Below are 25,500 nucleotides of genomic sequence, written 5' to 3'. Positions count from 1 at the left end.
GGATACCCCATTGGCGATAATAAAAAATACCTGGAGCTGGAAAAGCGGGCTGAGAAAAAACTAATACCTGTTGGGCTCAGTCATTACTAAATAGTAGACGAAGTTTGTTTTCAAGCACCACTCAAGATTTTTACTTACCTCCTCCGGTCAGAATGGCTCTCAAAGAAACTCTTTTCATTCGCAGGTACTGCTTACTAACTGGCGCACACAAAGCTGTGAGTACTTTTTCTCTCGCAGCAATGCTCTAAAATAATTCTGAGTTTTAGCTACTAAAAACTACCTCTTCCAATCGACAACGTAGTTATTGTCTACACTTCCCACTCCTTAATTAACCACATCATCATTAGAGTTAGGTAATATCTGTAATTTTTCAATTGGCTTAAGGGAAGCAAGTGCGCCATTAGATACATTGTTTCAGAATTCATGATCATCCAATGGATACCATCACTGAACCCCACATTGTTAGTTACTTTAGCAACCCCTACAATCTCCAACCATTCATCAACTATTCCAACTGGCCGAAAATAACTCTTTTTATTCTTCCTGAGTCAAATTCAACATACTCCCGCCGTAACTCAACCCTCTTCCTATGTATTCCTTCCAATACAATTGATAATTGAAACAGTATAAAAAGGACTGAAAATATCAACCATACCAAATAACTTCAGGCTCTCCCACTATAAAGAAGATGGAAGAGACTATTAGACATATTAAGGCCATAGATAAAACCCCTGCAAAATACAAGGGTATTTCATATCTTGACCGTTAAAATCAATAGGTCATTTGAGTCTTCATCCTGGAAAATAGCCAAAACAAATATAAATAGACACCTATTAATTCAGTAAAACCGACCTCATATTTACTTACATCTCTCAACTTCCATCCGAGACTATTCTCTTTTGTCTGCGTCACTTAATTTTTGCTCTATGGCACTTAGATCCAAATATGGCTTGATAAATGGTTGACATTTATAGCTTGCTCTAACTATAGATACAAATCCTATTGCAACACCTGAAAATAGCAAAATTGAAAAGGCCACGTAAATATTAATTTCGCCAGCTTCCAATAATCGTTTCATAGCAACCAATAAAACAATCATGCCAATCGAGCTAATAACAACAAAGGGCATGCGAGCATAGACTGGCATCCTATTTCTTGAGTAGGAACGGACTACAGAACGTAAAATTTTATTTTCTTGCTTATTCATAATTCCCTAAGATGTCTAACGATAAAAGCACCGGTGCAAAACCTAAACGACTGTTTTGACGTCGGATAGCTTTACTTGTTAACTAACCCCCTAAATTCAGTTCACTGGCTTCAACTCACGCCTCTTTTTGGCAGTAAATCATGAGAGTTTCTGAGTAAGGATTAATCGCTCCCTAGCCTCTACCAATCTACCGCCATAGAATATCATCCGAATCTTTCATTGAAGGGCTCACCGCTAGTGACCAAGATAGAGTGCATACATAAAGATACCTTGAATTTCGCCTGGAGCAGTGATTCGAGTGCGTAGAGATAACTACATTAACAAATGTCTGGGATGAGAACTTACATTGAACTCATTTAAATTAAACTCAATTCTTTTACAGCAGGCCATTCAGCAGATTGAACTCCAGAACACAGTGCCATTCGCTTTAAGATCAATAGATTAGTTCCCTTTAAAAAATACTCCAGGCTCCCTAATACAGCCAGATCTCAGCACATGGACGACCGAAACATAACGTCGGCCGCACAGTCAAATTTATCGGGCGATCGTACTGCTGTTTGTTATGTGGATGAACTCAAATCAAACCCGCAACTCTTGCAGAATTTCGGGTTCAAACCTTTACCTAGATAATTTGTGCACTTAGGACACCGCCAATTGAATCTAGAGAAAACTAAATATGCAACTATAGCGAGAATGCATCCGATCATCCAGGCCACTGTAGGCATACCGGCAAAGGTTTCCACCCCACTTTCCATAGCCTCTAGAGAGACAAAAAGACCGATAAGAGCAGGAGCAAAGAAAATGCTTCCCATAATTTGCTTTCTACGTAACTTCTTAAACTTATCTTTCATCTACTTATTTAACCCATATAATACTTTGCTACGCCACAACCGAAATCAAATCGATTATGCTAGCAGAGTGAAGACCATCGGGGACAGCAACTTGCTATAAAATCCTATAGCGTTAACTAAAAAATTGAGCCGATAGCCTCAAGCACACCCGTAACTGCGTCAACCAAACCGTCTATGAAGGCTTCCAAAACGCCAGTTAAAATCTCAACGACACCCATTGTAGACTCAGAAATAATCGTCGGTATTACAAGGCCAGCTATTGAGGATACAACGATAGCTGAAGACACCAACTCTAATCCATAGATTAGACTATAACAGATAACACCTACTATAGACAGTGAGCAAATAGATTGGATAATCCTCATCGCTTTCGATTTTTCTTTTGGTTCACTGCTCATCATTTTCTCCTATTTATAACGGGACTTAGACACACTCATCCCAATTTTTATTTAGTGCTTCTACGTGAAAACAGTCGACTCATCGACAAGGAATAATAGGCCGCTTACGGCCGGAGTGTGGTTGAGTATTTTATTCTGAAGTTAGTCATATTGCATTACATTTTTCTACTGAGCCTTGCTCAAGACAAATATATAGAGAAATAAGAGTGCCACCTCTCATATCTATTCCATAGATATCAAAGATCCAAAAAAATATTTGTAGTCTTCAATGGAAATTAGAAAGCCTAATGCTCCTTCTTTCATTGAATATTTTTCAAGAAAATTTTGCTCTTGAGTATTCTTTTGCCTCTTTCGCTTAATTCTCTCTATATCCACATGAAGTTAACACGGAGTGTGGGGGCTGCTGTTAAACAGCCCCTGCGTAAAGCATCCGTGCTTCCACAATTTATTATAACTTTTCTGCCACATACCGTGAACCTAAGTAAAAAACCACTGCAGCTAATAATAATGGGACAAACAAGCTTAGCCAATAGTACCAATCCAGTACGACAGTTAAGACTCCTTCCATTCGAGCAGCGCCTAGCCTTACAGTAACCATAGTCAACAATACCGCCGCCGATACTACGGAGGTTTTAAGCTGACTGGCCGAAAATCTCGCCAAACCTAAAAGGATGCCAAGCAACGCCCCTTTTATGGCAAAGCTCATAAAATCCATTAACCAACAACCATACTCTGATTGAATGCAGGGATGATGGAACATCAAATGCGAGGAGCCGTAGATCTTGTCACCTGTAAAAAACGCTAACCAAGGAAGCAGGATTGCAAACAAATACTTTATGTAAATCACAAGGTCCTCATAATTTATAATGCCTTTGGCTGCAGCACATGTATCACGTCTGGGCCACACAGTCCGTACTGCCCAAACTAGTTATGTGTTTTTGATGACATAAGTATAAGACTCGAGCAACTTTCCTGCATGCTCAATCAGATTTACCGATTCTTCATCATCGTCGAAGCCTGCTATATCATGATTCCAAAAGTACACGGGCGATTCTTCATCACTTATGTCGATAAAGTAATAATCTCCACAGCCACTTTCTCCAATCAAAAAGTAGCTAAGTTCAATATCTAGGTGCAACCTTACAAACCGATTGAGTTCTACCAGTCGATTTTGATTGTTAAGAAGCTCTACTTCCGCAGCCCAAAAACCATCAGCTAACAGCATATCTGGATAGTTTGAAATGAACTCCTTGTAGCTTTGAGGAAGTTCGATATCTAGGGATTCTTCTATTTCTTTAAAATTCATAATGTTCTCGGAGCAACATAACGAGGGTATAGAAAACTCACCCCTATTTTGCATTGTGCATCTGCATGAAAAATAGCCTATTCATCAGTGAAAGCTCAATAAGAATTCACGTAGAATCACCATTTATGGTTAATAGTTGAAACCAAGTGAACTTAAAGGGTCATAGGTGCACATTAGTTTTTCTACAGTCTGAACACCCAATTAAAGGGCTCCGCTTCGCGGCGCCCCTCTTGAATTAGTTGTTAGCTTGTACCAGGACTTCAGCCTTGGGCATTTAATATAGCTATTTAGTAAATATATAAGAAATAGTAAGTACCCAAACATAACCCAACCTACAAATATACTAATTGGACCCGCATTAGCGGGGCATTTTATTACACCTATACCACAGCTAAGCATTAACCACACACCTGTATTTTTCAGTTGCATTAAAATCCCAAATGATAGAAATGCAACTGCACCTTTATATGAAAGGGAGTTTTTCTTGTATAAAGCAAAGAGGCACAAAAAAGAAAGAGTGAAAATAACAAGATATTCTATATGCAGCCAAGCTGAAAACGTACTTTTAACTGAGTATTTGGGATACTCAATGACTACAAGAAGCAGGTGAGTTGCTGCTAATACCAATGTACTTATAAATACTATCCAACTTTTCATGATTGATATATTTCTATTTACAGGCTAATGTTCGAAATTTTCGCGGCTGGAGTATAGCGGAAGTCGTCCGGCTACGATAGCGGCGAACAACCTGCGCTTTTAAGTGTTTCGGAACCAAGCATCACTATTGAATTCCTCGGGTATATTTTGTTCAGTAGGATCATCAAATCCCATACTCTCTAACTTATCAAACCATTTATCTCGTTTTGAGCCCGGTAGCTCCTGGCCACACCATGGACAAAACCTGATAGAAATAGAACTACTACCACCATCATGAATAATGAGACCATATTCATCAAACTTTGGGATAAAGGAAACAAGGGTGTCTGGACACTCATAGTTATTCTTGTGATCCCTACAGTTAAGCTCGACTCTTTTTCCCATTTCTTTACAACAATGCATAATTATCTTGGATACTTAACCCCCGTAATAACCGGCCGGCCAATCTGGCGATTTTTTGGTCAGAAAAAAGTAACGGGCTTGGTTAATCACATTGATTCCCTTGCTACCTGCCTGTCCCTGTCTAATCACTGCGACATCCATGTCGTTGCCAAATAGTGCTTATTCACGATTAGCCCACGGCGATTTCTTTTCAAAAGTTGAGATATACAGATTCTCAACTTTATCTCGCGCCCACTGGGTTTTGCGTAAAAACTTGAGCGAAGACTTAACTGATGGGTCACTCTTAAAGCAACTGATATTAATCCTATCTGCCAAGCCATCCCAGCCATAGTGCTCCTGCAAACGGGTAACAACTTTCTCAAGAGTAATACCATGTAGCGGATTATTTGGTTACTCTTTGCTCATTCTTCAATCAATACTCTATGTTTTATAACGCATTACGTCGTTGTATGTGGCGACCTACGCAGTAGGTTATTCAAACCGAAGGCGACAACACAACTTTGTTAAGCATTGTGTACGCCGAAAATCAAAGTATATGGAATTTCTATAGCCAACACCGTAACCGGAATCCATACAGAGCACTTTAGAGATTTTTTTGATGAATACCCTAGCACTTTCTTTAAATAGATAAACGGAATAATAAAATATAAGGAATATGCCGATAAAATAATAATCCCCGAAAAATCGTTTCCTACAACTACTAAACTGATTATGAATATAAGAATCATTGGTGCAAAAACGAAGACAAATGCAATCCACCAATCAATATCAGAGTCACTACTTTCGGCATTGTTTCCATCAATTAACTTGTAGATACCTACCAGTATCAACGCAGTTATTGCAGCCTGTAACATCTTCCTACCTATTTATGCTTAACGAGAATGTAGAAAAACTCAGCCCTCTTTTCGTATTGTGCCTCTACGTGAAAAATAGCCTACTCACAAGTAAAAGCTAAATCAGAACTCACGTAAAATCACCACTTGTGGTCGATACTTAATCATATTTGAAGAGTCATAGATGCACATTCATTTTTCTACAGCCTAAACACCCGCAGCGTAGGCTGCCCCGCGAAGGCTTTGACAGGAGCCGTAGCACCCGGCCTATATTGTCATGCCTCTGAACTACGCAGTTAAAGATGAAGTACACCACCCACCCTGATTTCAGTTGGGTATACGAATGTCTTCTGTCGCAAAACTTGATTATCGCACAATAATGACGCTGAATATTTTTCCTCGTTAGGTGAAACCACAAAATCTTGGCTAAACAATCCGGCCACCTCGCGAATATTGTGACTCACAAGGCTGTCATCTTGCTTTGATATTGAGAGGAGGCAATCTCCAGCTGTAGAGCCTTGAACAATGAACATGCCATCGCCCATATTGAAGCTTACACACCCAGTCAGAGTGAAACTAAAAATCATTGCAAATTTCATATTCATGCTGTTGAGGCATAATGCCGCCAACACGTTCCGAAATGGAGCAGCGAAGCTGCGGAATGTAAGTCCAGCCAGTTCTGCTTGCGTTCGTGCTTGACATTTCTATGGACTTTCTTTTTCTGTCACGTTCTCAAAAATCTGGAAACAGTAAGACTTGAAGTCATCTTGGCTGCCAACAAACTGAGCAAACGGAACATAAGTTGCTAAAGTGCTCGAAAAACCAGATTTAGAAGCCATTTTGACTGATGGGACCACAACTTCCGTGGGCCCAGCTCTTAATGGCGACATAACCTCAAATACATAGTGGTAAGATCTATTATCGCTTTTCCCTTTATCAATTGTGTACTTTAGTTTAGGATTTGCCTTGCACAGCAATTTAACTTGGCCTTTCTTGTATCTGTACAACTGACCTTCATGAGAAAAGCAAAAGTCATTGCTTTCTTTTTCGGCAACCAGGCTTCTGCCAACTTCTTGAACTTCTTTCATGCTTAAGTACTCATGTTGCAAAACACCGCAAACAGCGGTAGATTTCGAGCAGCGCAGCTACTTAAAACTGTTCAGTCACATGTAGTGGGCGGTGCTGCTTTACTAGTTATGCAATGCTAGTATTGTTGTTACTCTATTATTTGGCTTACGGTACTTAGATCAACTCCACACTCTTTGAGCCACGATGTCATTTCTGACAAGCTAATTGAGTGTTTTGTGAACGCTCCACCGCTATAGCCCTCAAAATAGTAGCCTGAGCTATTGTGCCCCTCGTAAATTGTTTTTATACCTTTGCAATCTACAAGAAATTCCCCTCTAAACTCATCCTTTCCCTGTAGAAGCTTAATTTGTGACTGCGTTGTACAACCAGCTTGCACAAGAATGAGGAATATTGAAATAAATATCGGGACTTTCTTCACTCATTTCCCTCGTGAATATAACATTCGTATTTGCGGCTGGTAAAGCGTAGTATAAGCTGTCCGGTCGCTATAACGGCGAGCAACATGCGCTTGTTAAGTGATTTGATCCTACCCATCAACAACGGACACACCACTAAGCGACTAGTTGTTCCTCAAACGCCTCAGGGCTGAGATAGCCATTGGCGCTGTGTAAGCGATTTCGAATGATTTCATTGACTATCCCCTTGTCACTTAACGAGAGTGTAGAAAAACTCAGCCCTCTTTTCATATTGTGCTTCTAAGTGAAAAATAACTTACTCATCAGTGAAAGCTAAATCAGAATTCACGCAGAATCACCATATGCAGTTAATATTTGATCACACTTGAAGAGTCATAGATGTACATTAGTTTTTCTACAGCCGGAACGCCCGCAACAGGGGCACTCAATACTATGCCCGATTTGTACAAATCTGGGAGCGCAGCGACCTGCGCAAAACATACATGGCGTTGGGCGTCCCTCGGAGGCCCGAAAGGCTGTACCAACTACTTGCGCTTGTATGTATTTTTACTTCTGTGGTTCTATAAGCCACTGTGAAAAACCACCTTCTTCGCTTGTACGGCACGAGTAGACGAAACCAAATTCGTATGATTTTGGCCTGTTTTTCAAGTATGCCCCCGATTTTGACATATAGTGTTGGAAAGGTTCTACGCTATTTTCTTTTTCAAAGAAGACAGAGTGATCTGAGCCCTCAGTTATACAACAACCATTACCCTCACAAGCTATCCCCTCAGAGATAGAAACCTCAACCGCTGCGTCAGAAGTACTAACCACGGTCGCTCCTCCTATACAGATACATGTGCCAGATGCCATGACGTTACTAGAAATTATAAATAGAAGTAGAACTATCGATCTCATAACGGCCTACACATAATGCCTCAATCAGCCACTGCCTCAGCGGTCGAGTGTATTGACTTGTTCAATTTTGATACGTGAATCATAAATTTTTCTCTGAGCAAATCACGATTTTCCCCATAATGAGCTTGGCGATGATGGTTAGGGCAAAGGGCAATGACATTTCTAGCTGAATCCTCCCCCAACTCTGACAATGGAACTATATGGTGTGTTTCGAGATACCTAGCTCCTGCTAAGGTTTTAAACCCCTCAGCTCCACAAAATTCGCAGTAGCCTTTTGCTCTTTCCAGTACACTCCGTCTAACGTCAGGGTTTCGAGAATACTGGTTGCTAGCTACTTCTTCTCTCACTACCGGAGCTGATTTAACAATTGATTCGTCAAATTGATCTATATATTTCGCTGGACCATCAATGCCTCTAACTAAAATACACTCTCCTGAATCTCTATCGTAACTCTCTAATGTCCACGGTTCATCATCAAGCATTCTTGTTTCTGTTTCCGAACGCTTTCTATCTGGAGTGTCGTCCCTAAGGGTACCATCACAAATTATTACTCTCACAGGCCAATTAAGTCGTGCCGCTTTTTGAAGCGCAAAGTCCATTTCGAATGCCCTTCTTCTTTGGGGGGAGCAACTCATTTCTTCTGCAAGTGTTCTCATGTTCAATTGTTGGATGATACTTTCTTCGCGAAGCTTAATATTTTCGTACCATAAATTAAGCACAATTAGTTCGCTATCATGATCTTGAAAGGTCCACTCATAGCAGTATTTTGGATTACTAGCCGCGTATTCTTCTCCTCGCTTATAGTTACCCCAATCACTTACATCAATACCCACTTGCTTGAGCAAGTCCATGAGTCGCAACCTTTCTTTCGGCTTTAAGAAATCAAAATCCATTGCAAATCTCCAAGAGGAATTGAACAATTTTATAAGCGGCGCGCGCTTTCTGAGCGCCCAGTGAAGATCGTTTTTTAGCCGTAGTGATGTTTGGTAAACTTGTTATTTTAATGTTGCACCACACCATAAATGAAACCAATTAATCCAAGTATTGCCAGCGGCAAGTAGTAAAATTTTACCACCGGCTCTTTTAAGCACTTCAACCCCTGGACTGGAAGAAAGTTAAAAGCCAACACCCAGGTTCCAACAAGAAAAACGACCCCTTCAGATAGTTTGCCATCGTCAAAGGTCCACCATAAGCCAGCCATTATCGCCATTAAAAGGACACCGAATAGCACAGCTAGATTGTAAATTGCCAGGAAAATATTATTCATGCTTTAAATATTACCCTTTTAGCGCCTGCCTCAAAACCAAAACGAATCGATGGTTTTGATGTCGGATATCTTTATTTTTTATAACTAGTGTACTACACATGCACTTCCACACTTTTAGGATTCAAAGCCATTGCTAGTTCTCGGAATATACGTTCCTCTACTGAGGAAATACCACCTTCAACCATTTCTTTAGGCTCTACAATTACCTTGGGCTTCCGTTTAAAGAGTCCTTTTATAGATAACTTTTTCTCAGCATTCACGATGCAATTCCACGCCGCATCAAAATCTCCAACCAAAAGTCTTTGAGTTGAGAATGCCTCTTTAGGAGTCTCAAAGTGAAATTTAGAGCCAGTAAACAGCTCTATCCTATTCCTATAAATTTTTAATTTTACTTCCATCTCTACTCGACTGTTTAGTTAGAACGCCCGCAGCATTTGGTGTCCCGTAGAGGACCACAGGACCGGAATAGAATGCCTTCGATTGTTATCCATTACTTGGCACGTCCTATATTTTTAAGGAAGACTATCACTGAAGCTGTACTTAGAAACCAAAAAGCCAACTTAAGAACAAAAACTACCAAAAACAAAAATGGATGAATTTTCAACCATATAATATCTGTAGTGCGGACATTAGGAATTCCGAACTCTGTTACGGCTTGCCAAAGATGGCCTCCCAACCAAATTGCAGAAAAAATAAAAATGCAGAACCACAACCAGTTTTGACATACCAAAGAGGTAACATCTTCTAGAACTTCAAATTTTCTTTTTAAACAGCCCTGATCTGAATTTAGATTTTTCCTTCTATTTTTTTTAGTGCGAGATCTTTTCATATCCTATAAATAACTCCAAACTCATCTGCGGAGACGTGTTAGCACCGAATTCCAGTACAGCGCTTTGTTACATTTCCATCTGCGCGATCTCTTCATAAAGCATGTCAATACGTAGACATTTTCTATCTTAATAATGAAATAGAGAGATTTTTCGACGTTCTCTACCTCTATATCAAGCTTGTAAATGGGGTTTCTCAAAAGGGGGTGGAATACGCCATCTTTATTTAGTGAAGATGAAAGCAGTCCGTAATACTCGTTTATATCCTCAATCAAAATCTTCGACGCATACCCTCTTGCATCTTCATCTGGCATCAGCTGTTTATTCAGTAGTCCATTGAAAATATAACTTTCTATTTCTTTGAATAGCCAATCTGATTCGACCTCTACTCGACCGTTAAAACGGTATTCTTTCGCCGCGAGATATTCATCCCCTTCTGACCAATGCGCAACAAGTTCACTTACGAAAAAATCAATTTCTTGCTCAGCTGCGTAGGCTGCCACTCCGAATCTATATCCATTCGCACAAAGCTTCGACAGACATTTCAAGTAGCCATGAAGCGATTCTACATGTGGATTATCTATGTGCTTAATCATGCTCAAAATGTAACGCCCGGCTCATCGGCGAGCGCAGCAAGTCCTCTAAAGGCCACAGGCCGGATCGAAATGAAGACGCTTATTAAGTGTTGATCTCATCTTCCCTGTCACGGATTGTATCAGAATGAATTCTATAAATACCACGATCAATTCTTTGTGTGAAGTTCTCATATGTTGGGCTATGTTGGCCTGTCTCCATTTCTAAGTTTGATAGAATAACACCTGTATATGCCTCTGGATTCTGTGGAAAGTAGCTTTGCCCTCATATTCGTAATTTAACGCCAATCTCACCGGCAGAGGCGCCACAGCGCCGGAGTCGGGTGCGACGTCTTGTTAACATTTCTCTCTCCGATCACTTTCATTCCATTCTTTTTGATTCCAGTGAACACTCTTTGCTCCCACTTCCCTAATTGAGAGATTGGGATCGTTACTATGGATTAACGTAACGAATTTTCTTCCGTAAACAAGATAGGAATAAGTTTGATCAGACATTATCTCTAGAAACACTTGTGAGTTGGAAATATCTCGTTTACTCCAAGAATCAAAATTTCTCACGCAGACTAATACATCACCTTGAGAACCTCTCTCAATCTCAGAAATGACATCGTCAAAAGCTCCCCAATTGCGTCCATAGTAACTAGGGAAAGAAAATACTTCATGGCAATCACTATGGAAGCTCTCCATTGTGTACCATTTTCCTCCATCTAAGAAGTACACTTTATATCCCGCGTCTTCATACCATGATATGTCTTTCTCAAATAATGCTAAATCAAAGTATTTGGCCACGGGCCCATACGCAAGGGTTTTAAGATCTAATTTAAATTCAGCCATGTTCGATTACTGCTGAAAGTTAACGCCCGGCTTCGGGGCGGACTAGGATATGCGAAGCAGCGGAAGGGAGGTCCCAGAACCGAGAGCGCGGCAAAAGCCGCTTATTAAATTTCGATGCTCTAGAAGAAAACCAGAACCGCATTTTCTTGCAGATCATATTCATGAACTCCTTTGAGTACGTAAGCTTCTTTTTCTATCGGTACTGGATCTTTACACAATAGCCACTCCTTGACAGCTTCCGCCTCGATACACTCTTCAGATGCACTTCTTATTTTTACTCTATACACCTCTCCAGGGGCTCTATCAGTGACTTCAGCAATCACAACAACCACACCTCGGTCTATAACCTCAAATTTCTCAATTATTGAATATTCCTCAAACATGGACTTGGAATTTAACGCCCGGCAGGCCGCGCGAAGCATGGGCTGTCCGGCAGAAGCCTCGTAGAGGCTGGAGCGAAGTTGATGCACTTGTATGGTTGTTCTTGCCCAATTCTGAAGTTGCGAAGTCTACAAACCATACGTAATGGACAAACTTTTGAGGGTACTTTGCTCACCAGATATTTCCCACTCTAACCAATTTGTCCACTCCATATGTATTTCGTCACCATGCTTTTCGAGAATATAGCAATCGTAGTCTATTCCTTTATAGAAAGCATCTAAATTATATTCAGATTGAATCCGCCAGCCATGCTCCTTGACCAACTTCTTCAATATGTCGCTTCCAATCTCCGTTCTTATGTCAGTAAGTTTCATAACGTGTATTCACATACTACCTAGGCAGCAGCAAAGAATACAGTCGACTCTTGAAAAAATGATTTCACAAGTTTTCTATTTTTCTTGATGCTCTGCAAATCTGCATTTGCACGACTCAGTAGTGTCTCACCTTTTTTCAGCGGCCTCTTTGAAGTCCCTATATTTCTCATATGATTCCAGACCAACTTATCTGGATTTAGGTCTGGTGCATATGGCGGTAAGAACACCATTTCAAGCTTTCCATCCTGTGAATCGACATACTCCAATACCTTTTTCGATTTGTGTACTGGGTGCCCATCAACAATGAGAATCACTGGTCTTTTCTGACTTCTCTGGAAATTTTTGAAGCATTCTACGCACTTTTCTGCCGTGAACTTTCCACTATAAATATGATACCAGAAGCCACCTCTATTCGATAAAGCTGAGATCGCATTGATTGACTGTCTTTGACCACTCGTTTTTACCACTGGAGTTTTTCCTTTTTCTCCCCATGTCCTTTGGAGTGGATCGTCTGATCTGATACTAGCCTCGTCCAGCCAAAACATTTCTGCACCAGTTTTTTTCGTATAAGATTTAATCTTTGGATAGACTTCCTTTACCCATTTATTCACCGCCTTCTCATCTCTCTCGTAAGCTCTTCGTAGAGGCTTTTGTGGCGTCAGGCCCAGTCGATGTAGAAGTGTGCCGACACTAGAAACGCTAAGTTCAATTTTGAATCTCTCAAAAATCAAATCCGATACGATCTGACGTGTCCACAATCCGAAATCAAAGCCATATTGCCTTGGATCGCCACCAATAACCCATCGTTTGACTTCCTCTTCTTCAATAGCTGACAGTTTTCTACCGCGTCCAGGTCTAATTTTTGGAGATAGCGCTTCAATACCTTTCTCCCGAGCAGTCCTTAACCATGGGAAAATAGTTCTGCTCCCCAGCCCTAAGCTACGACTAACCTCCGCCGCAGATTCTCCATCAAATACTCGCTGAACAGCAATTTTACGTATGAGGTGCTGCTCCTCAGTACTAAGTTTTCTGGCATCGTATTTCATGCAGTTTATATTACCAGGGTGTACTGATTATTTCTGCCCCGCTAGTAACTCCTCAGGAACGGGTGCGATTTACTGTATTCTTCTTGCTTGATTTGTTATGTGCTGACCTAATTGAAAAAAACATCAATTGAGCGCAGGCAATTAATTGTATTAAAGGAATATACCAATAATTTGTGCCGTACTCATTAAGATAACTATTATAATCAGGGCCACATAAGTGATTGCCGCTAATAGTAGTGTTTACTAAAAGCAAAGACCATATATACCCTACAAATAAACACAATATTAATATTAAACTAGCTGAGATGTTTTCAAAGTAAACATTTGTCGGCTTGACCTTAAAAATAATGAAGGAGGCAAGTAATGCAAAAGGAACAGATAGAATGACACTTCCAACGTAACCACCTGTATCCCCCATAGTACAAGTCTCAGCCATAGGGCCGAACCACGATAGCAAACAAAAAAGTAGCGCAGAAAACACTGCAATTATCCGTAAAAAAATATTTATAGCTTCACTCCATTTGGCTAATAGCACCCAAAGCGGGGTGCCGTTTACTGCATCCTTTGCCTTTGATTGTTAAGTTTATCTCGATACTCGCTAAGCTTTTTAATGTATTCTTTAATAGATTGACTATACTTGTGCTCTTTATCTAGTTGCTGAGCCTGATATATAATTTGAGCGAGCTTCCCTAGCCAAAGAGTACTGGAAAAATCGTTGTTTTTAGAGCCGCACTTTAATATTGAACATACCAGCTCACGAAATATCTCATACCGAATTCTGGAGTGCCTATTTGTTTCCAATTTAGGCAAGCATTCCCATACCCAGCTATTTATCTCTTCATCATTTTCAAATTGTGAAATAAAGGTACGGATAGACTTTGAAGATTTTTTCTTCAAACCCTTATCTTTGTATTCTTTGAATAATTGATAGCACTCAATTTTCATAATAACTTAACGTATGTATTTGCGACGGGTGAAGCGTACCGAAAGCCGTCCAGCGGCGAATCATATACGCTTGCTATGCATTTCTACTTACCGCACCAAACACACCACAAAACTCTTGCTCCATTTTTGAGCTGATAATACCAGTTTTATACATAGCCCAGGTAAAATGCGAACCTAGCCAACATGCTTTATCCAAAGTATCATCATCCAAACCAGACCTGTATTCATAGACAAGCTCACTATCAAAGTTATTCTCGCAATCAAGCTCTCCTAGGGGCCTTTTAGCATAAACATTTAATGGCGTATTTGAAGCCTCCGCTACATAATGAGCCAACAATCTGGTTTTAGAATTATGAATGTAAAATTGTAAACGGAAGTGGGAGTCATGGCACGATCTTTCACCCCACACAATTCCTTCATTTAAGCCTATCAGTTCTATTAGTTTTGTGTAGATAATATTCATTTGGCTTTTATGTATCCAAGCGGAGTTGCGATAGCACCTGAGTCGAGTGCAGCGCCTTGTTACAAACCCAACACCTTACGTGAAAGGTCTATTGTTTGTTCTCGATCTTTGGTTACAACAAGCCAGTCGAAATAAACCTCGCTGAATTGCCCAACCTTTCCGTCAAAAGCTGAAACTCTAACTGGCTCTCCAAAGAAGTCTTCACTTTTAGCAGATTTTACTGCCTGAATGATGTTTTCGGCAAATTCCAGAAGCTCAGCTTCAGTACCAATAAGGTATGCTTCTTCCCAACCTGTTTGAGCCGTAATCAAGGGCCCAGCATTTCTATCTTTATTCATGAAAATACGTACTTTTTAGATACTTGCAACCCCCCGCTAACGCGGCGAAAGCTGCGTAGCCGCTAGAGTCCGTGCCCTTTGTAGCACTGCGCTGCATTGAGCGCCCTATTATATGCCTAGTCCTCCCAAGTACCGGACTTAGCCGAGTTAACCAAAACCGATACAGGAAGAGGGGCGATGTCATCCCAGTTTTCTCTAGTGACTCCTTTACATCCATACAAAAATCCTTTTAAAAAGGCCCAGATGCCTTCAAATGGGTTTAAAGAGATACCTTCTGGGCCAAAGTACACACGATCGATACCAGAGATGTCTACATTGAATTTATGAGAGAATTCGATGAGGAACTCATCACCATCATCACCATCGACAGCCAGGTCGTCGTTCACTAGGGTTTCTAGGCGGATCTTCTCTGCTGCTATCCCTGTAAAGTTCGATACGAACTCTATGACGTCATTTTCCATAAGGCATGTAACGAGTGTGGAGAAAAACTCATTCCTCTTTTCGTATTGCGCTTCACGTGTAAAATAGCCTATTTATCAGTGAAATCTAAATCAGAATTCACAGAGAACCATCACATGCGGTCAATATTTGACCATACTTAAAGGGTCATAGATGCACATTAGTTTTTCTACAGCCTGAGCACCTTAATCTGCGGTAGGCCACGCTAAGCGTGGACTATCTGGTAGAGGCTCGCAGCGCCGAAACAAACAGTATCAACTTGTTTTGTTTTTCACAATGTTCCAACATGATTGAAGCTACCCGAGCCTAGATCAAAGTGCTGGATTTCGACATTGTTGGGGAAAACTGCACCATTAAATTTTTTGAAGATTCTATCTGCCATTTCTTTATCGGTAAGGATATGAAGCCTTCGTTCAGGACCTTGCCAAAGAGTGAGCCACAGGATTTCAGTTGCCGCACGATCCTGACCTGAAGTATTGCCAGTTTGCTTACCTTTCGCATTAGGATTATTGAACCATGGAGATGTACTGACTCCACCAATAATTTTACCTTCCTCAAAAATATCAAACTCGTGTGATGGCCCACCCTCAGAAAGACTTAGTATTTCCTTCTTTGCCGTGGTACCAATGAGTTTATTGAGTTTGTCACGTACCTTTTTTTCAACTTCTAGTGGTGACACGGAACTCTCCTAATACATAACGTCGAAATCGATGGCGGCTTGCTTTGCGTACATTTTTTACATGCATATTGGAGTTCTGCGACTATGTAAAAAGCGCACAAAGTAAGACGTCAACTGCATTGCCTTGTTAAGGTTTTTTCCTGTTAAACGTAAATTTATTACCACCTTCTACCAGCCCCCTAAAGAAATCCTGATCAATCTCGGCAATATGAGTTTTTATTATATGAGAACTATTTAAACGAAGAGTGAGTGTGCTCCCTATTAATTTCCAAGTTCCTTCAAAGGGTAAAACCAAACTGCCTAGTTTTGGATAGTTAGTGCACAGAAAAGTGTTGTCATATCTAAACTCACACTTATCCCATCCCGATTCACCACCAAATATGCCCCCACTCCTATCCTCCCAAGTGCCTTCTAGATCCTGAGCTAAAAAAGCATTGCTACTTAGCAGTAATAGAGTGACGAGCTTACTCATGAAGTACCTTAACGATTAGAGCACCTGCGGCAATACCAAAGCGAAGCGACGATTTTTACGTCCGGTGCCTTTAGTTTTTAAAAATTTTGCTGATCATAGGTACGATTTATCTCTGACCTAGAATACCCATACTGCTCTAATAGATCTTCGAAGAATCCTATATCTTTGATCTCATCCATAGTTGCCTCGTCTTTGTAGGCAAGGCATAAAACCATATGTGCCACAGCCATTTCTTGGTCACTTGTTATTCTAGGGAGCCTCTGAATAACTCCGTAATGCCTCTGCGGGTCTTGAAGGCTGCAGATGTTAGGCGCGGCTCGCCGCGAATGGCCGTAGCCCTTTGCAAGAGCTGCAACGCAGCAGCTGTGGCCTTCAAGGCCCGCCCTTCGGGGCTTGCAGAGCGATTCACACTCCGCGTTGCGACTTCTTGAAAGGTCTAGACATTCCTGCGAAGCCGCGCCTTGATTGTGAACCGCTCTGCATGCCAGAGGTATCACGGAGTTATTCAGAGGCTCCCTAGGCCCACTATTACCATCTACCCATGCCCACAATCTTCCCTTCATTTCACCCTCATTGAAGTCCACACCTGATCCTGACCAATAAGCCTTCATTACTTCATAGGAGTCAGAAATGGGGGATTGAAATTGTGACTCAATCTTTTCAATCCATGAAATCATGTATTGTGCGTATTCCTTCTTCATACTTTTACCGTCCACAGCGCGGGCGATCGAAGCGTAGGCTGTCCCGCGAAGGCCCATAGAAACTTCCCTATGATTATTAGCTGCTTTTACGTGGTCGGTCATTATATATTTCCTGTATCTTAGCATGGCCAACTACTCTTGAGCCTTCGCGAACCTCTAGATTGGAACCTACCTTTAGGCATTTTGGATATGCCTCTGATGTGGTGAATTTGACAAACGCTAGAGCGCGCCTGTTAGGTTCCGTAATCCCTGAATCAATAAACCAATAAATCGTAGTTGTAAGATAGTCGGCTTTAACCTTATAGTGAGGTCGGTATCCACTTTTTACGGTGGTATCTTTATCAGAAAAATATACTTGCATAAGGGCATCAGGCTCCCAGTCTGGGTTTTCAATTCTCTCGAATTTATCAGATATCACATTTACCCATTACAACAGTTAACGCCCACAATAGCCGGCCGGAGGCGCCGGAGGTCCGGCCGAAATCACGCAGTGGCTGGAGCGAAGTTAATTGTTTTGTTACGTACGACGTACTAGCCACTAAACCATGTACTTTCACGCTCGCAAATATTATCCCATGTCTCCCTCGGTACGATTTCCATGTTTGAAACCTCAGTTCCAACAAGAACATTTTTTTGATCCCATGAGATCACTTCTTCCAAATCTCTTGGAGGCTCACCACCGAAGCTTGGCACGTTGCTAAGGGAAAATACCCAAAGCCCTTGGACAAAATTATTATACAGTTCACCCACATTTTTCGGATAATCAACAATTACAGGGATTTTGGATAGATGCCTGGCAATTTCTCTAACATCCCAGTAATCGTCATCTAGACACCAACCATCGCAATCAGACCAGAGGTAGGATTCAAATTCTCCTTGAGAAATCAAAATAGAATTAACTGACATTCCATAGCCAGCTTGATAAAAGATTCTATATTGCAGCGACTTAGTTTCAACAACTTCCAAACTTACTGGGATGGCTAAGGGAATATCAGATTGTATTAGGTTGTAGATTGACGCTAACTCGCGATTGATCGCCTCAAGATCATTGAAATTTAACAATGCACACTCAATCCGACTCTGAGCGTCATTCATTAAACTTGTCGTATCCATCTAGGAACCAAAAGTCACGTAACACCAACCACACACATCGAATTGAAATTTTTTGCTGCTTTTCAAGCAAAGTTTACGAAGGCTGTCATACTGGTTTTTGCTAAGCAACTTTTCCACCATGCTTGAGAACAGATTTTCTTATAAATTCCATAGCCTCATCATCAATGGATGCAAGAGGTACCGATGTATAATTACCCCGGTTAACTAAAAGGATGAAAAAGTCTTTATGCTGGTGAAGTGAAGATATCTGACCCCATGGTATTTCTGCGAAACCTAGCGGTGAACTAAAACTAATACCAGATTCAGATAAACCAAATATAGTTTCTCCATTTCTCAGCTCATTGGCCGTTGTTTTAGCATGCTTCAAGTGGCCGATAAATAATGAAATTATTATTGCACCAACAATAAATACACCGCCGCCCGCCAAGCCTACCCTCCAAGAATAGTCTTCATTATATACTTGAATGCCGGAGTATATCGACAAACCAATAAAAACGACTGGGAATACTGGCCCGATTAGTTGTTTTATATAGGAAACAGCAGCTGACTGTAGTAAAGCCGGAGAATATTTTAGAACGTAATCTCGATTCATACCTATACCTAACGTTTGGCACAGAGGGGGTTTTGGAGCGACGAAGGAGTGGAAAAACTATCCGACTGCTGCCGCTTGTTAGGCGCTGAATCTTGCCTAAATGCCCAATACCGCAATGTGCCCATATTTATTAATATTTGTTTCTGCCCAAGCTGACAATTCTGAAATCATTTCTTGAAGCTGGCCTCTGCAAGACTGGAAATGATTTTGAAAATAGTCCCTAGTACCACCGAATACAAAACTCACTTTTCCGATGATTTCATTAAAGTCATTTGCTGATCTTAGTGACTCACTCAGTTCTTTTAGCTCAGTTAATATTTTACCCCATGAGTTTGAATCAGCATCATTCATACAGTAGTGGTTATAATTAGGAATATTCCTTTCAAATATTACTTCGATAAGACCAAAAACCTCTTCATCGAAAAACAGGCTACTCTCGTCCCAATGCTTACCCTTGTACTTCCCTAAGCATAGCTCGATATAACATGTTCCTTCTAGCTTGGACCTATCTTTGATTATCTGAATTTGCTCCATGACTTAATATCGCCTAACGCCTTTGTACCGAGCAGCTGTGTGGCGAAGCCACACTTAAGGCTGCCCAGCCCGAAGGCCGATCGTTGACAAACTTGTTAAAGGTCATGCTTTCTCCAGTGGGTAGAAAGTAAAACCCGAATATGTATTCTTGTGTTCTATGGGCATTTCATGAGCCACTTTTACAAGTATGGTGTGGCCGGGTAGTCCTTTGCCACTAATTTCTGGTTCCGTAAGTAGTTGTGAAATTACCTGGCTAGACGCCTCCTCTTCGGTTTCGGCCTCGGCACGCCTAGTAGCGAAAAATCCCGCAGGTTGAATTACCCCCTCAACATCTAAGTTGAAATTTTCACCTTGTACTAAAACCACGAAGTTTCGCATAAGACCTTTAACGCTTTGCCCACAGGCAGCCGAAATGCAGTGTAGGCTGCCCAGCCCCGAAGGGACGATTGTGCGACAACTTGTTAGCCATGCATGCAAATTTCTGCAATATTCTGCGCCTTTTCTATGCTTATACCATTAATAAAGTCATGATAAAACTCATGCTCTGTTTCATGTAAGCACAGTGTTGGTCTTGAACCTTCGCTTTGAGGGTTTACATCTGCTGCTAAAGAATGAGTGCTTTTATAATAAGGAAGTTCACTGCAGAACCAACCAAAGTAACCTGTGCCAGTATCTGGTTCGTCCCAATTCTCGATATAATGTTTGAAGCTTTGTTCACTTAAAGATACCCAGACACCCCACATGAATGGGTCTGTTACACCGTGGATAGGTATCTCTATTATTACTCTTGCAAAATAATGTGTGCCACCTTCATCTGTGTAATAGCAAAGGTCATCACTGATCTTTCCTTTCTCTTTTACTTCATCTGGTTGTGACAACCACGGATCAGGAGCTTTGAAACCAAAGCTAGGAGAGCCTTCGTGGACTTCACCGCAACATGAACATGTAAAGCTAAATATTCCTGCCATATCTCTAATTCTTTATTCAGCTAACGTCCGCCACAACCGCATTTCTGGAGAGGATTGTTTTGTATTATGAGCGCAGCGAACACAAAACAAGCACCGGAATAAATGTCGGATTTCTGACGTTTGTTAGGAATTTTTACCACACTCGTTTTTAACTTTTTGCTCAAGCTCTTTGATGCTTTCCTGTAGATTGCTCATATGCTGTGAGTTAGCCTCACGGTCAAACTGGAATTCCGCTTCAAGAGCTTCGACATTGGCACCCTTCGATATTAGATAGCGAACAATTTCAAAGTGCTCAAAATCATCAGCCACTTTCAAAGGTGTAAATCCACCTTCACCTTTTTGCTCGATATTGATGCCATTTTCTACAAGCAATTTTGCAGCATCTATGTCACCCCATACGCAAACACAATGGAGAGCGTTATCACCAAATGCATTCGTGTCATTTATGTCCTTAAGATCGGTGCCGGAAAAATCCGGCACCGATTGGATATCATCTAAAATCTTTCTGAGTAGCTGGTCCATGCCTGTATACCTAACGCCGGCCACACAGGCGAGCGAAACGCAGTGTAGCGAGTCCAGCCAAATGCGTTTTTTGCATTTGGCGATTGTGCTGGCCCTTGTTATGAGCCAGCTCTTGATTCGAGGTACTTAATGACACGCAGCCTTTCTACCTCGTAATACTCTTCTCGTGTTTCGTAATGAATTGTGGGGCTACAGCTTGATACCATAGCCCCTCCCTCAACGGCCATACCATACTCAGCTGATTCCCTAGAGCCGGGATATGCGAACACAACATATTCAACTCCTTCTTGAAAGGTGAAGCCACAAGCAGAAGACTGAGGATGAGTAAAAACTGTTACCTTTTCAGCAGCGCTAGATTTGTAATTTTTGGTTACTTCGAACTTCACTTTATTCAGGCTGTTCGGTAGCCAATAACCTTTTTCCCAAACCCACTTACTCCCTATGCTTTTTACTACGCCACGAAATACGAACTCGTAGTCGTTAAAAGCTTCTTCAATTTCATAACCTCTGCAGCTGCATGCCATGGCTACATTAGGCAAGATTATTAGAAGGGCTATTACCACATTCTTCATTTACGATTCTCACAACGCTTTGCCTGTGTTTTATACACATCATTTAAGCCCATTTAAAGCCTCTGCTGCTTCAATATAATGGAGCAGTTTGGTATATCCCTGCCAAACAGTTTTAACCCCTGGTTCGCCATCACCTTTACGTCCTAGAAATCCCCCTAGGCCTGCCAACATACGCGTTATATCCCTCATGCTTGGAGGTATATTCGGTGGGCAACTTTTATCTCGCATCATCCATACCATGCGCCATTCTTTTTCAGAGTAAGCACTCGTACATGGTTCATCAGGAAGACTTCTTGCTTGTGTAGTTATCGAATGTAGTCGCCATCCAATAATCATATAGATCGCAATACAATTCAACAATCGCTGCTCTGTTCTAAAACGATTACTTTCTATCTGGCATCCGCCTTTTACTACCCGAAAATAGGTTTCAATTTCCCACCGGCTTCGATACCACTCAATGATAACTCTCGCCTGCTTAAAGTCTTCAACTGGAAGATCAGTTAACAGCATCCACTCAATGCCTTTTTCACCCTCTGGTGGGTTTAATTCTTTGGCCAATACAGCATAGAGAGAAAGTGGTCGTTTAGATTTTCCTTTCCCAAGTAGCCGTATCTCAGTAGTGGATACACTGACTTTGGCTTTTCTTCCAGGTTCTCCATTCCGTTTGGGAATGTCTACCGTGTATAGACCAACAGATTTCTGCTCATTCATATGATCCCAAAGCAAAACTGTTTCTTCTCCATCGAGCTCTAAAGTGCGATTGGCCTTAGCTCGAACGATATAGCTCGCCCGCCGCTGTTCACTTTGATCTTCAGCCCGTTGAAACCACTCATGAATATCACCTTCTCTATCAGCAATACTCACAATTGTGCTTTCAGGGCAGCGCTCCTGTATCTGACAAGCCGCTTCGTAATGGTCTAGCCAGCGTCGACTCTCCTTATCCTTTATCGACTTGGTATAGCGAGAATTAGAGCTTGATTCCTTGTCTCTCTGCCACATACTACCCTCAACAACACCCAAGTTAACTCTTGATGGCGTTATAGCGATTGAGGTGTGCAAAAGTTGCTGATTGGTCTCTTTCCGTCGAAGAGTTCCCATCTCTTTACTTTCTAGGTCAGTGGCAAAATTTAAAAAGGTAGTATCTTGAGGAATAAGAACAACGGGCTGCGCTTTGATTCTCTCAAGAGTTGCTGATTTATGGCCGCTCATAATAGAGTCAAAGTTGACTTTATCATTTTCGATAAAGCGATAAGCCGCAAACGTTTCTGCCCAAGTTTTGTTTGCGCAGGGAATACTATTCTTTGGGTCGGAACTTAAATTACTGAGAATATTAGACAGGCGCTTATTCAAGCGTGTATCACCCATAACCTGATTTTTTATTTCGTCCATGACCCAGTCCTGCATAATTATCCAGCCAAATCTATAGTTCTTACTGGGTTAAACTGTAACTTATTGATTTATAAAATAAAACTGAAAAAACTTATGTATAAAACTTAGCGCTTTGCTAAGGGGCAACCGAAACGCAGTGTAGGTTGTCCCACGGAGGCCGCGACCTTTGCGACCGGAGTGTACTTCAGCAACTTGTTAAATCCCTACTGCCAGAGCTTCAAGTACTTGCTATGAAGCTCTTTCCGCTCTTGATCTGACATGTTTGAAATTGCCAAACCTTTAGCGCACCTATTTTCGATCACATACTCCTGCCAGCTTGGAGGGAAACCTGAAAGCCTAACCTCTGGCCCAATTTGCTTAAAGTGAACCAGCTTGAGAGTAAAGTAACTAAACTCTTGTTCTCCACGCATAACTTGGAATGATTGCCAAAAATGCATATGCCCAAAGAAAACAGATATCATTAAAACGAGCGAGAAAAAAGGAACAAATCGCTGGGATTTTGCAACTATACCAAGTACCAACTCCAAAAGTGACCAGATAGCAAGCAACAGGAAAACTATCGTATACATCCAAAAAGGATTCAATGGATCCGGGCGGTAATCCCATACTTCCTCAAAACTCCAGCATTCGAATGGAGTTACCGTGATAAAAATATGAAATCGGAAAAAAATCAGAACTGCCGTAACCGACAGTACTAGCACCGTTAATCTCCAATAACTTGATTCCACGTATCTCATTTCTACTATGACTTAATCGGGATAGGGAGGCACCTCACGATGCCTCTCCTCCCACACCACCAGGCATACGGGTCACGTACCATGGCGGTTCAATTCTATTCCCCTTCCTATCTGCCAATTCCGGCAGCCCCAAGTTCCTAAAGTATCTATTTGGCAATGCTCTGTAAAGGGCAGGACTTTTGCTTAGCCTCCATGGTCCATGCGCTGATTTGGCCGTGTTCCACGCTAAAAAACGATCAACGCCCAGCCTTCTTAATCTGCGGTAACCACTACGTCCCCATTGCTTCCATAAATAACATCGCAACTTCCGCCTTATCCACTTGTCCAGATCTTTCAGAGGGCTCAGTACTTCACTGATGTCAAAGTACGCTTTCCAACCAAGCAGGGTCTTCTTTAACTCATCTATGATCTGAGTAAACTTGCGGCCTCGTGTTCGGCGGGTGATCATTCTGATCTTGGCCTTCAATTTATTAATCGATGATTCTGATACCTTTATCCGGGCATCCTTCTTCAGCAATCTAAATCCTAGAAAGCTCCGCTTCCAGAAGTGATCCTCTGCACTCTTCTCAGTATTTACTGTGAGCTTCAGCTTACATTTGATGAAGTGCGTAAGGCTTACTTTTATCCGCTCTGCAGACCGACGACTTCCCACCAGTATTTGAAAATCATCGGCATATCGTACAAAACTGAGTTGCCGCTTGTGCAGCTCCCAGTCCAGTTCATTAAGCACAATATTCGCTAGAAGCGGAGATAACGGCCCACCTTGCGGGACGCCTTTTGTTGTAGCTATTACCTTGCCATCGACTACCGTTGGCGCTTTTAGGTATCGGTTTATCAACCCCAGCACATCAGCCGGTATTCCGCTTTGCTTCAGTGTTAGCATGAGCCTGTCATGATTCACTTCATCAAAGAAGGATTTCAAGTCCATATCGATCGTCCAGCGCTTTCCTTGCCGGACAAAGTTTTGGACCTGTCTAATCGCCTGGTGTGCCGATCGATTTGGTCTAAAACCAAAACTAAGAGCATGAAGCTTCGGCTCCCATTGCTCACTGAGTATCTGTGCGATAGCTTGTTGGATCAACCTATCTTGCACAGTGGGTATACCCAATGGACGCAGGCCTCCATTGCCTTTTGGTATAAAGACGCGTTTCACCGGTTGAGGACGATAGCTACTACTTAACACCTTTTGTCGGGTAGCAATCCAGGTCTGCTTAAGATGTTCCGGCATACGAGAAACTTGTTGTAATGCTCGAAACAGATTATTCCTATCTAGAATTCGCTGCATTAAAAGAGATGGGAAATTGGACAATGTATGATTAAGTTTCCAGTTTGATGTTCACCCAGAAAAAAATATTTTTTTCCTGGTAACTAAGTTACTTGTCAGATGCAGTCATCAAGCTCTGCATTAATAATACTGTCCAGAATTGTTCAGGCCTTCAGTAGCACGAAATCTACCTACTATGCCTTCTGCTGACTTCTATAGGCCGGTCAAAACCAATCTCTCAGTTTTCAGTTATTCCATTAACAACCCATAGACCTCCCAGGGTAAGACATTTAACTTTCTTCACGTAGATGCTGGATTTATAAAACGTAGGCCAATTGTGGATGGAGAGCTTTATGGTCACGTGCCCACTGGCT

At 41.5% G+C, this 25,500-nt stretch carries 36 protein-coding genes and 1 pseudogene; all 37 read right to left on the bottom strand.

The genetic code is table 11. The features are described from left to right. Positions 1–889: 889 nt before the first annotated feature. Positions 890–1,207: a hypothetical protein gene (locus ACJJIE_RS01875; RefSeq protein ID WP_444893331.1), complete on the bottom strand. Its 318-nt coding sequence runs from the start codon at positions 1,205–1,207 to the stop codon at positions 890–892. Positions 1,208–2,174: 967 nt separating this feature from the next. Further along, the gene (locus ACJJIE_RS01870) at positions 2,175–2,456 is read right to left on the bottom strand and encodes a hypothetical protein (protein ID WP_444893330.1); all 282 of its coding nucleotides are present in this window, start codon (positions 2,454–2,456) and stop codon (positions 2,175–2,177) included. A gap of 448 nt (positions 2,457–2,904) precedes the next feature. After that, a complete protein-coding gene (locus ACJJIE_RS01865) occupies positions 2,905–3,303 on the bottom strand; it encodes a hypothetical protein (RefSeq protein ID WP_444893329.1) in 399 nt (132 codons plus the stop codon). 81 nt (positions 3,304–3,384) lie between these two features. Continuing rightward, positions 3,385–3,762 carry an SMI1/KNR4 family protein gene (locus ACJJIE_RS01860; protein WP_444893328.1) on the bottom strand — a complete coding sequence of 126 codons (378 nt, stop codon included), beginning with the start codon at positions 3,760–3,762 and terminating at the stop codon, positions 3,385–3,387. Positions 3,763–4,518: 756 nt separating this feature from the next. Next, positions 4,519–4,821, bottom strand: a complete 303-nt coding sequence (locus ACJJIE_RS01855; protein ID WP_444893327.1) for a DUF6980 family protein — start codon at positions 4,819–4,821, stop codon at positions 4,519–4,521. 159 nt (positions 4,822–4,980) lie between these two features. Next, a pseudogene (locus tag ACJJIE_RS01850) lies at positions 4,981–5,199 on the bottom strand (VF530 family protein); the annotation flags it as partial. A 125-nt stretch (positions 5,200–5,324) separates the two neighbouring features. Further along, positions 5,325–5,675: a hypothetical protein gene (locus ACJJIE_RS01845; RefSeq protein WP_282932098.1), complete on the bottom strand. Its 351-nt coding sequence runs from the start codon at positions 5,673–5,675 to the stop codon at positions 5,325–5,327. 275 nt (positions 5,676–5,950) lie between these two features. Further along, positions 5,951–6,253 (bottom strand): hypothetical protein, encoded by a 303-nt coding sequence (locus ACJJIE_RS01840; RefSeq protein WP_282932097.1) that lies wholly within the window; start codon positions 6,251–6,253, stop codon positions 5,951–5,953. Between the two features lie 105 nt (positions 6,254–6,358). Continuing rightward, entirely contained in the window at positions 6,359–6,742 is a 384-nt protein-coding gene (locus ACJJIE_RS01835; RefSeq protein ID WP_444893326.1) for a hypothetical protein, read from the bottom strand. Between the two features lie 552 nt (positions 6,743–7,294). Next, the gene (locus ACJJIE_RS01830; protein ID WP_444893325.1) at positions 7,295–7,429 is read right to left on the bottom strand and encodes a hypothetical protein; all 135 of its coding nucleotides are present in this window, start codon (positions 7,427–7,429) and stop codon (positions 7,295–7,297) included. Between the two features lie 647 nt (positions 7,430–8,076). Next, the gene (locus ACJJIE_RS01825) at positions 8,077–8,949 is read right to left on the bottom strand and encodes an HNH endonuclease (protein ID WP_444893324.1); all 873 of its coding nucleotides are present in this window, start codon (positions 8,947–8,949) and stop codon (positions 8,077–8,079) included. 107 nt (positions 8,950–9,056) lie between these two features. Continuing rightward, a complete protein-coding gene (locus ACJJIE_RS01820; RefSeq protein WP_282932093.1) occupies positions 9,057–9,323 on the bottom strand; it encodes a hypothetical protein in 267 nt (88 codons plus the stop codon). A gap of 92 nt (positions 9,324–9,415) precedes the next feature. Further along, the gene (locus tag ACJJIE_RS01815; RefSeq protein WP_282932092.1) at positions 9,416–9,721 is read right to left on the bottom strand and encodes a hypothetical protein; all 306 of its coding nucleotides are present in this window, start codon (positions 9,719–9,721) and stop codon (positions 9,416–9,418) included. Positions 9,722–9,813: 92 nt separating this feature from the next. Continuing rightward, a complete protein-coding gene (locus ACJJIE_RS01810; RefSeq protein WP_282932091.1) occupies positions 9,814–10,152 on the bottom strand; it encodes a hypothetical protein in 339 nt (112 codons plus the stop codon). Positions 10,153–10,173: 21 nt separating this feature from the next. Beyond that, a complete protein-coding gene (locus ACJJIE_RS01805; RefSeq protein WP_444893323.1) occupies positions 10,174–10,653 on the bottom strand; it encodes a hypothetical protein in 480 nt (159 codons plus the stop codon). Positions 10,654–11,079: 426 nt separating this feature from the next. Continuing rightward, entirely contained in the window at positions 11,080–11,577 is a 498-nt protein-coding gene (locus ACJJIE_RS01800; RefSeq protein WP_282932089.1) for a barstar family protein, read from the bottom strand. A 119-nt stretch (positions 11,578–11,696) separates the two neighbouring features. Then, the gene (locus ACJJIE_RS01795) at positions 11,697–12,047 is read right to left on the bottom strand and encodes a hypothetical protein (RefSeq protein ID WP_282932088.1); all 351 of its coding nucleotides are present in this window, start codon (positions 12,045–12,047) and stop codon (positions 11,697–11,699) included. 39 nt (positions 12,048–12,086) lie between these two features. Next, on the bottom strand, positions 12,087–12,290 hold the full coding sequence (locus tag ACJJIE_RS01790) for a hypothetical protein (protein ID WP_282932087.1): 204 nt from the start codon (positions 12,288–12,290) through the stop codon (positions 12,087–12,089). 62 nt (positions 12,291–12,352) lie between these two features. Continuing rightward, positions 12,353–13,378 (bottom strand): IS630 family transposase, encoded by a 1,026-nt coding sequence (locus tag ACJJIE_RS01785; RefSeq protein WP_444893322.1) that lies wholly within the window; start codon positions 13,376–13,378, stop codon positions 12,353–12,355. Between the two features lie 52 nt (positions 13,379–13,430). Beyond that, on the bottom strand, positions 13,431–13,814 hold the full coding sequence (locus ACJJIE_RS01780; protein ID WP_282932086.1) for a hypothetical protein: 384 nt from the start codon (positions 13,812–13,814) through the stop codon (positions 13,431–13,433). 116 nt (positions 13,815–13,930) lie between these two features. Then, on the bottom strand, positions 13,931–14,323 hold the full coding sequence (locus ACJJIE_RS01775) for a hypothetical protein (RefSeq protein WP_282932085.1): 393 nt from the start codon (positions 14,321–14,323) through the stop codon (positions 13,931–13,933). 73 nt (positions 14,324–14,396) lie between these two features. Beyond that, positions 14,397–14,786: a hypothetical protein gene (locus ACJJIE_RS01770; RefSeq protein ID WP_444893321.1), complete on the bottom strand. Its 390-nt coding sequence runs from the start codon at positions 14,784–14,786 to the stop codon at positions 14,397–14,399. A 59-nt stretch (positions 14,787–14,845) separates the two neighbouring features. Further along, a complete protein-coding gene (locus ACJJIE_RS01765) occupies positions 14,846–15,124 on the bottom strand; it encodes a hypothetical protein (RefSeq protein ID WP_282932083.1) in 279 nt (92 codons plus the stop codon). 116 nt (positions 15,125–15,240) lie between these two features. After that, positions 15,241–15,585 (bottom strand): DUF1493 family protein, encoded by a 345-nt coding sequence (locus ACJJIE_RS01760; RefSeq protein ID WP_444893320.1) that lies wholly within the window; start codon positions 15,583–15,585, stop codon positions 15,241–15,243. Between the two features lie 269 nt (positions 15,586–15,854). After that, on the bottom strand, positions 15,855–16,262 hold the full coding sequence (locus ACJJIE_RS01755; protein WP_444893319.1) for a hypothetical protein: 408 nt from the start codon (positions 16,260–16,262) through the stop codon (positions 15,855–15,857). A gap of 127 nt (positions 16,263–16,389) precedes the next feature. Further along, positions 16,390–16,734, bottom strand: coding sequence for a hypothetical protein (locus tag ACJJIE_RS01750; RefSeq protein WP_282932081.1), 345 nt, complete (start codon positions 16,732–16,734; stop codon positions 16,390–16,392). Positions 16,735–16,811: 77 nt separating this feature from the next. Beyond that, positions 16,812–17,537 carry a hypothetical protein gene (locus ACJJIE_RS01745; protein WP_444893318.1) on the bottom strand — a complete coding sequence of 242 codons (726 nt, stop codon included), beginning with the start codon at positions 17,535–17,537 and terminating at the stop codon, positions 16,812–16,814. 429 nt (positions 17,538–17,966) lie between these two features. Beyond that, a complete protein-coding gene (locus tag ACJJIE_RS01740; protein WP_444893317.1) occupies positions 17,967–18,530 on the bottom strand; it encodes a hypothetical protein in 564 nt (187 codons plus the stop codon). A 118-nt stretch (positions 18,531–18,648) separates the two neighbouring features. Further along, positions 18,649–19,140 carry a YcxB family protein gene (locus ACJJIE_RS01735; protein ID WP_444893316.1) on the bottom strand — a complete coding sequence of 164 codons (492 nt, stop codon included), beginning with the start codon at positions 19,138–19,140 and terminating at the stop codon, positions 18,649–18,651. A gap of 96 nt (positions 19,141–19,236) precedes the next feature. Further along, complete coding sequence (locus ACJJIE_RS01730; RefSeq protein WP_444893315.1) at positions 19,237–19,674, bottom strand: hypothetical protein; 438 nt, start codon at positions 19,672–19,674, stop codon at positions 19,237–19,239. A gap of 102 nt (positions 19,675–19,776) precedes the next feature. Beyond that, positions 19,777–20,052: a hypothetical protein gene (locus ACJJIE_RS01725; protein ID WP_444893314.1), complete on the bottom strand. Its 276-nt coding sequence runs from the start codon at positions 20,050–20,052 to the stop codon at positions 19,777–19,779. Between the two features lie 83 nt (positions 20,053–20,135). After that, the gene (locus tag ACJJIE_RS01720; RefSeq protein ID WP_282932075.1) at positions 20,136–20,642 is read right to left on the bottom strand and encodes a DUF2199 domain-containing protein; all 507 of its coding nucleotides are present in this window, start codon (positions 20,640–20,642) and stop codon (positions 20,136–20,138) included. A gap of 123 nt (positions 20,643–20,765) precedes the next feature. Then, complete coding sequence (locus ACJJIE_RS01715; RefSeq protein WP_282932074.1) at positions 20,766–21,164, bottom strand: ankyrin repeat domain-containing protein; 399 nt, start codon at positions 21,162–21,164, stop codon at positions 20,766–20,768. 98 nt (positions 21,165–21,262) lie between these two features. Continuing rightward, entirely contained in the window at positions 21,263–21,736 is a 474-nt protein-coding gene (locus ACJJIE_RS01710; RefSeq protein ID WP_444893313.1) for a netrin-like domain-containing protein, read from the bottom strand. A gap of 39 nt (positions 21,737–21,775) precedes the next feature. Next, a complete protein-coding gene (locus ACJJIE_RS01705) occupies positions 21,776–23,140 on the bottom strand; it encodes an IS4 family transposase (protein ID WP_507021872.1) in 1,365 nt (454 codons plus the stop codon). Positions 23,141–23,328: 188 nt separating this feature from the next. Then, positions 23,329–23,826, bottom strand: a complete 498-nt coding sequence (locus tag ACJJIE_RS01700) for a hypothetical protein (protein WP_444893311.1) — start codon at positions 23,824–23,826, stop codon at positions 23,329–23,331. A gap of 70 nt (positions 23,827–23,896) precedes the next feature. Then, on the bottom strand, positions 23,897–25,090 hold the full coding sequence (ltrA, locus tag ACJJIE_RS01695; RefSeq protein WP_444893310.1) for a group II intron reverse transcriptase/maturase: 1,194 nt from the start codon (positions 25,088–25,090) through the stop codon (positions 23,897–23,899). Between the last annotated feature and the right edge of the window lie 410 nt (positions 25,091–25,500).

The organism is Microbulbifer maximicatervae (SeqCode), from assembly GCF_052467325.1.
This window is presented reverse-complemented; position numbering and strand designations above follow the sequence as displayed.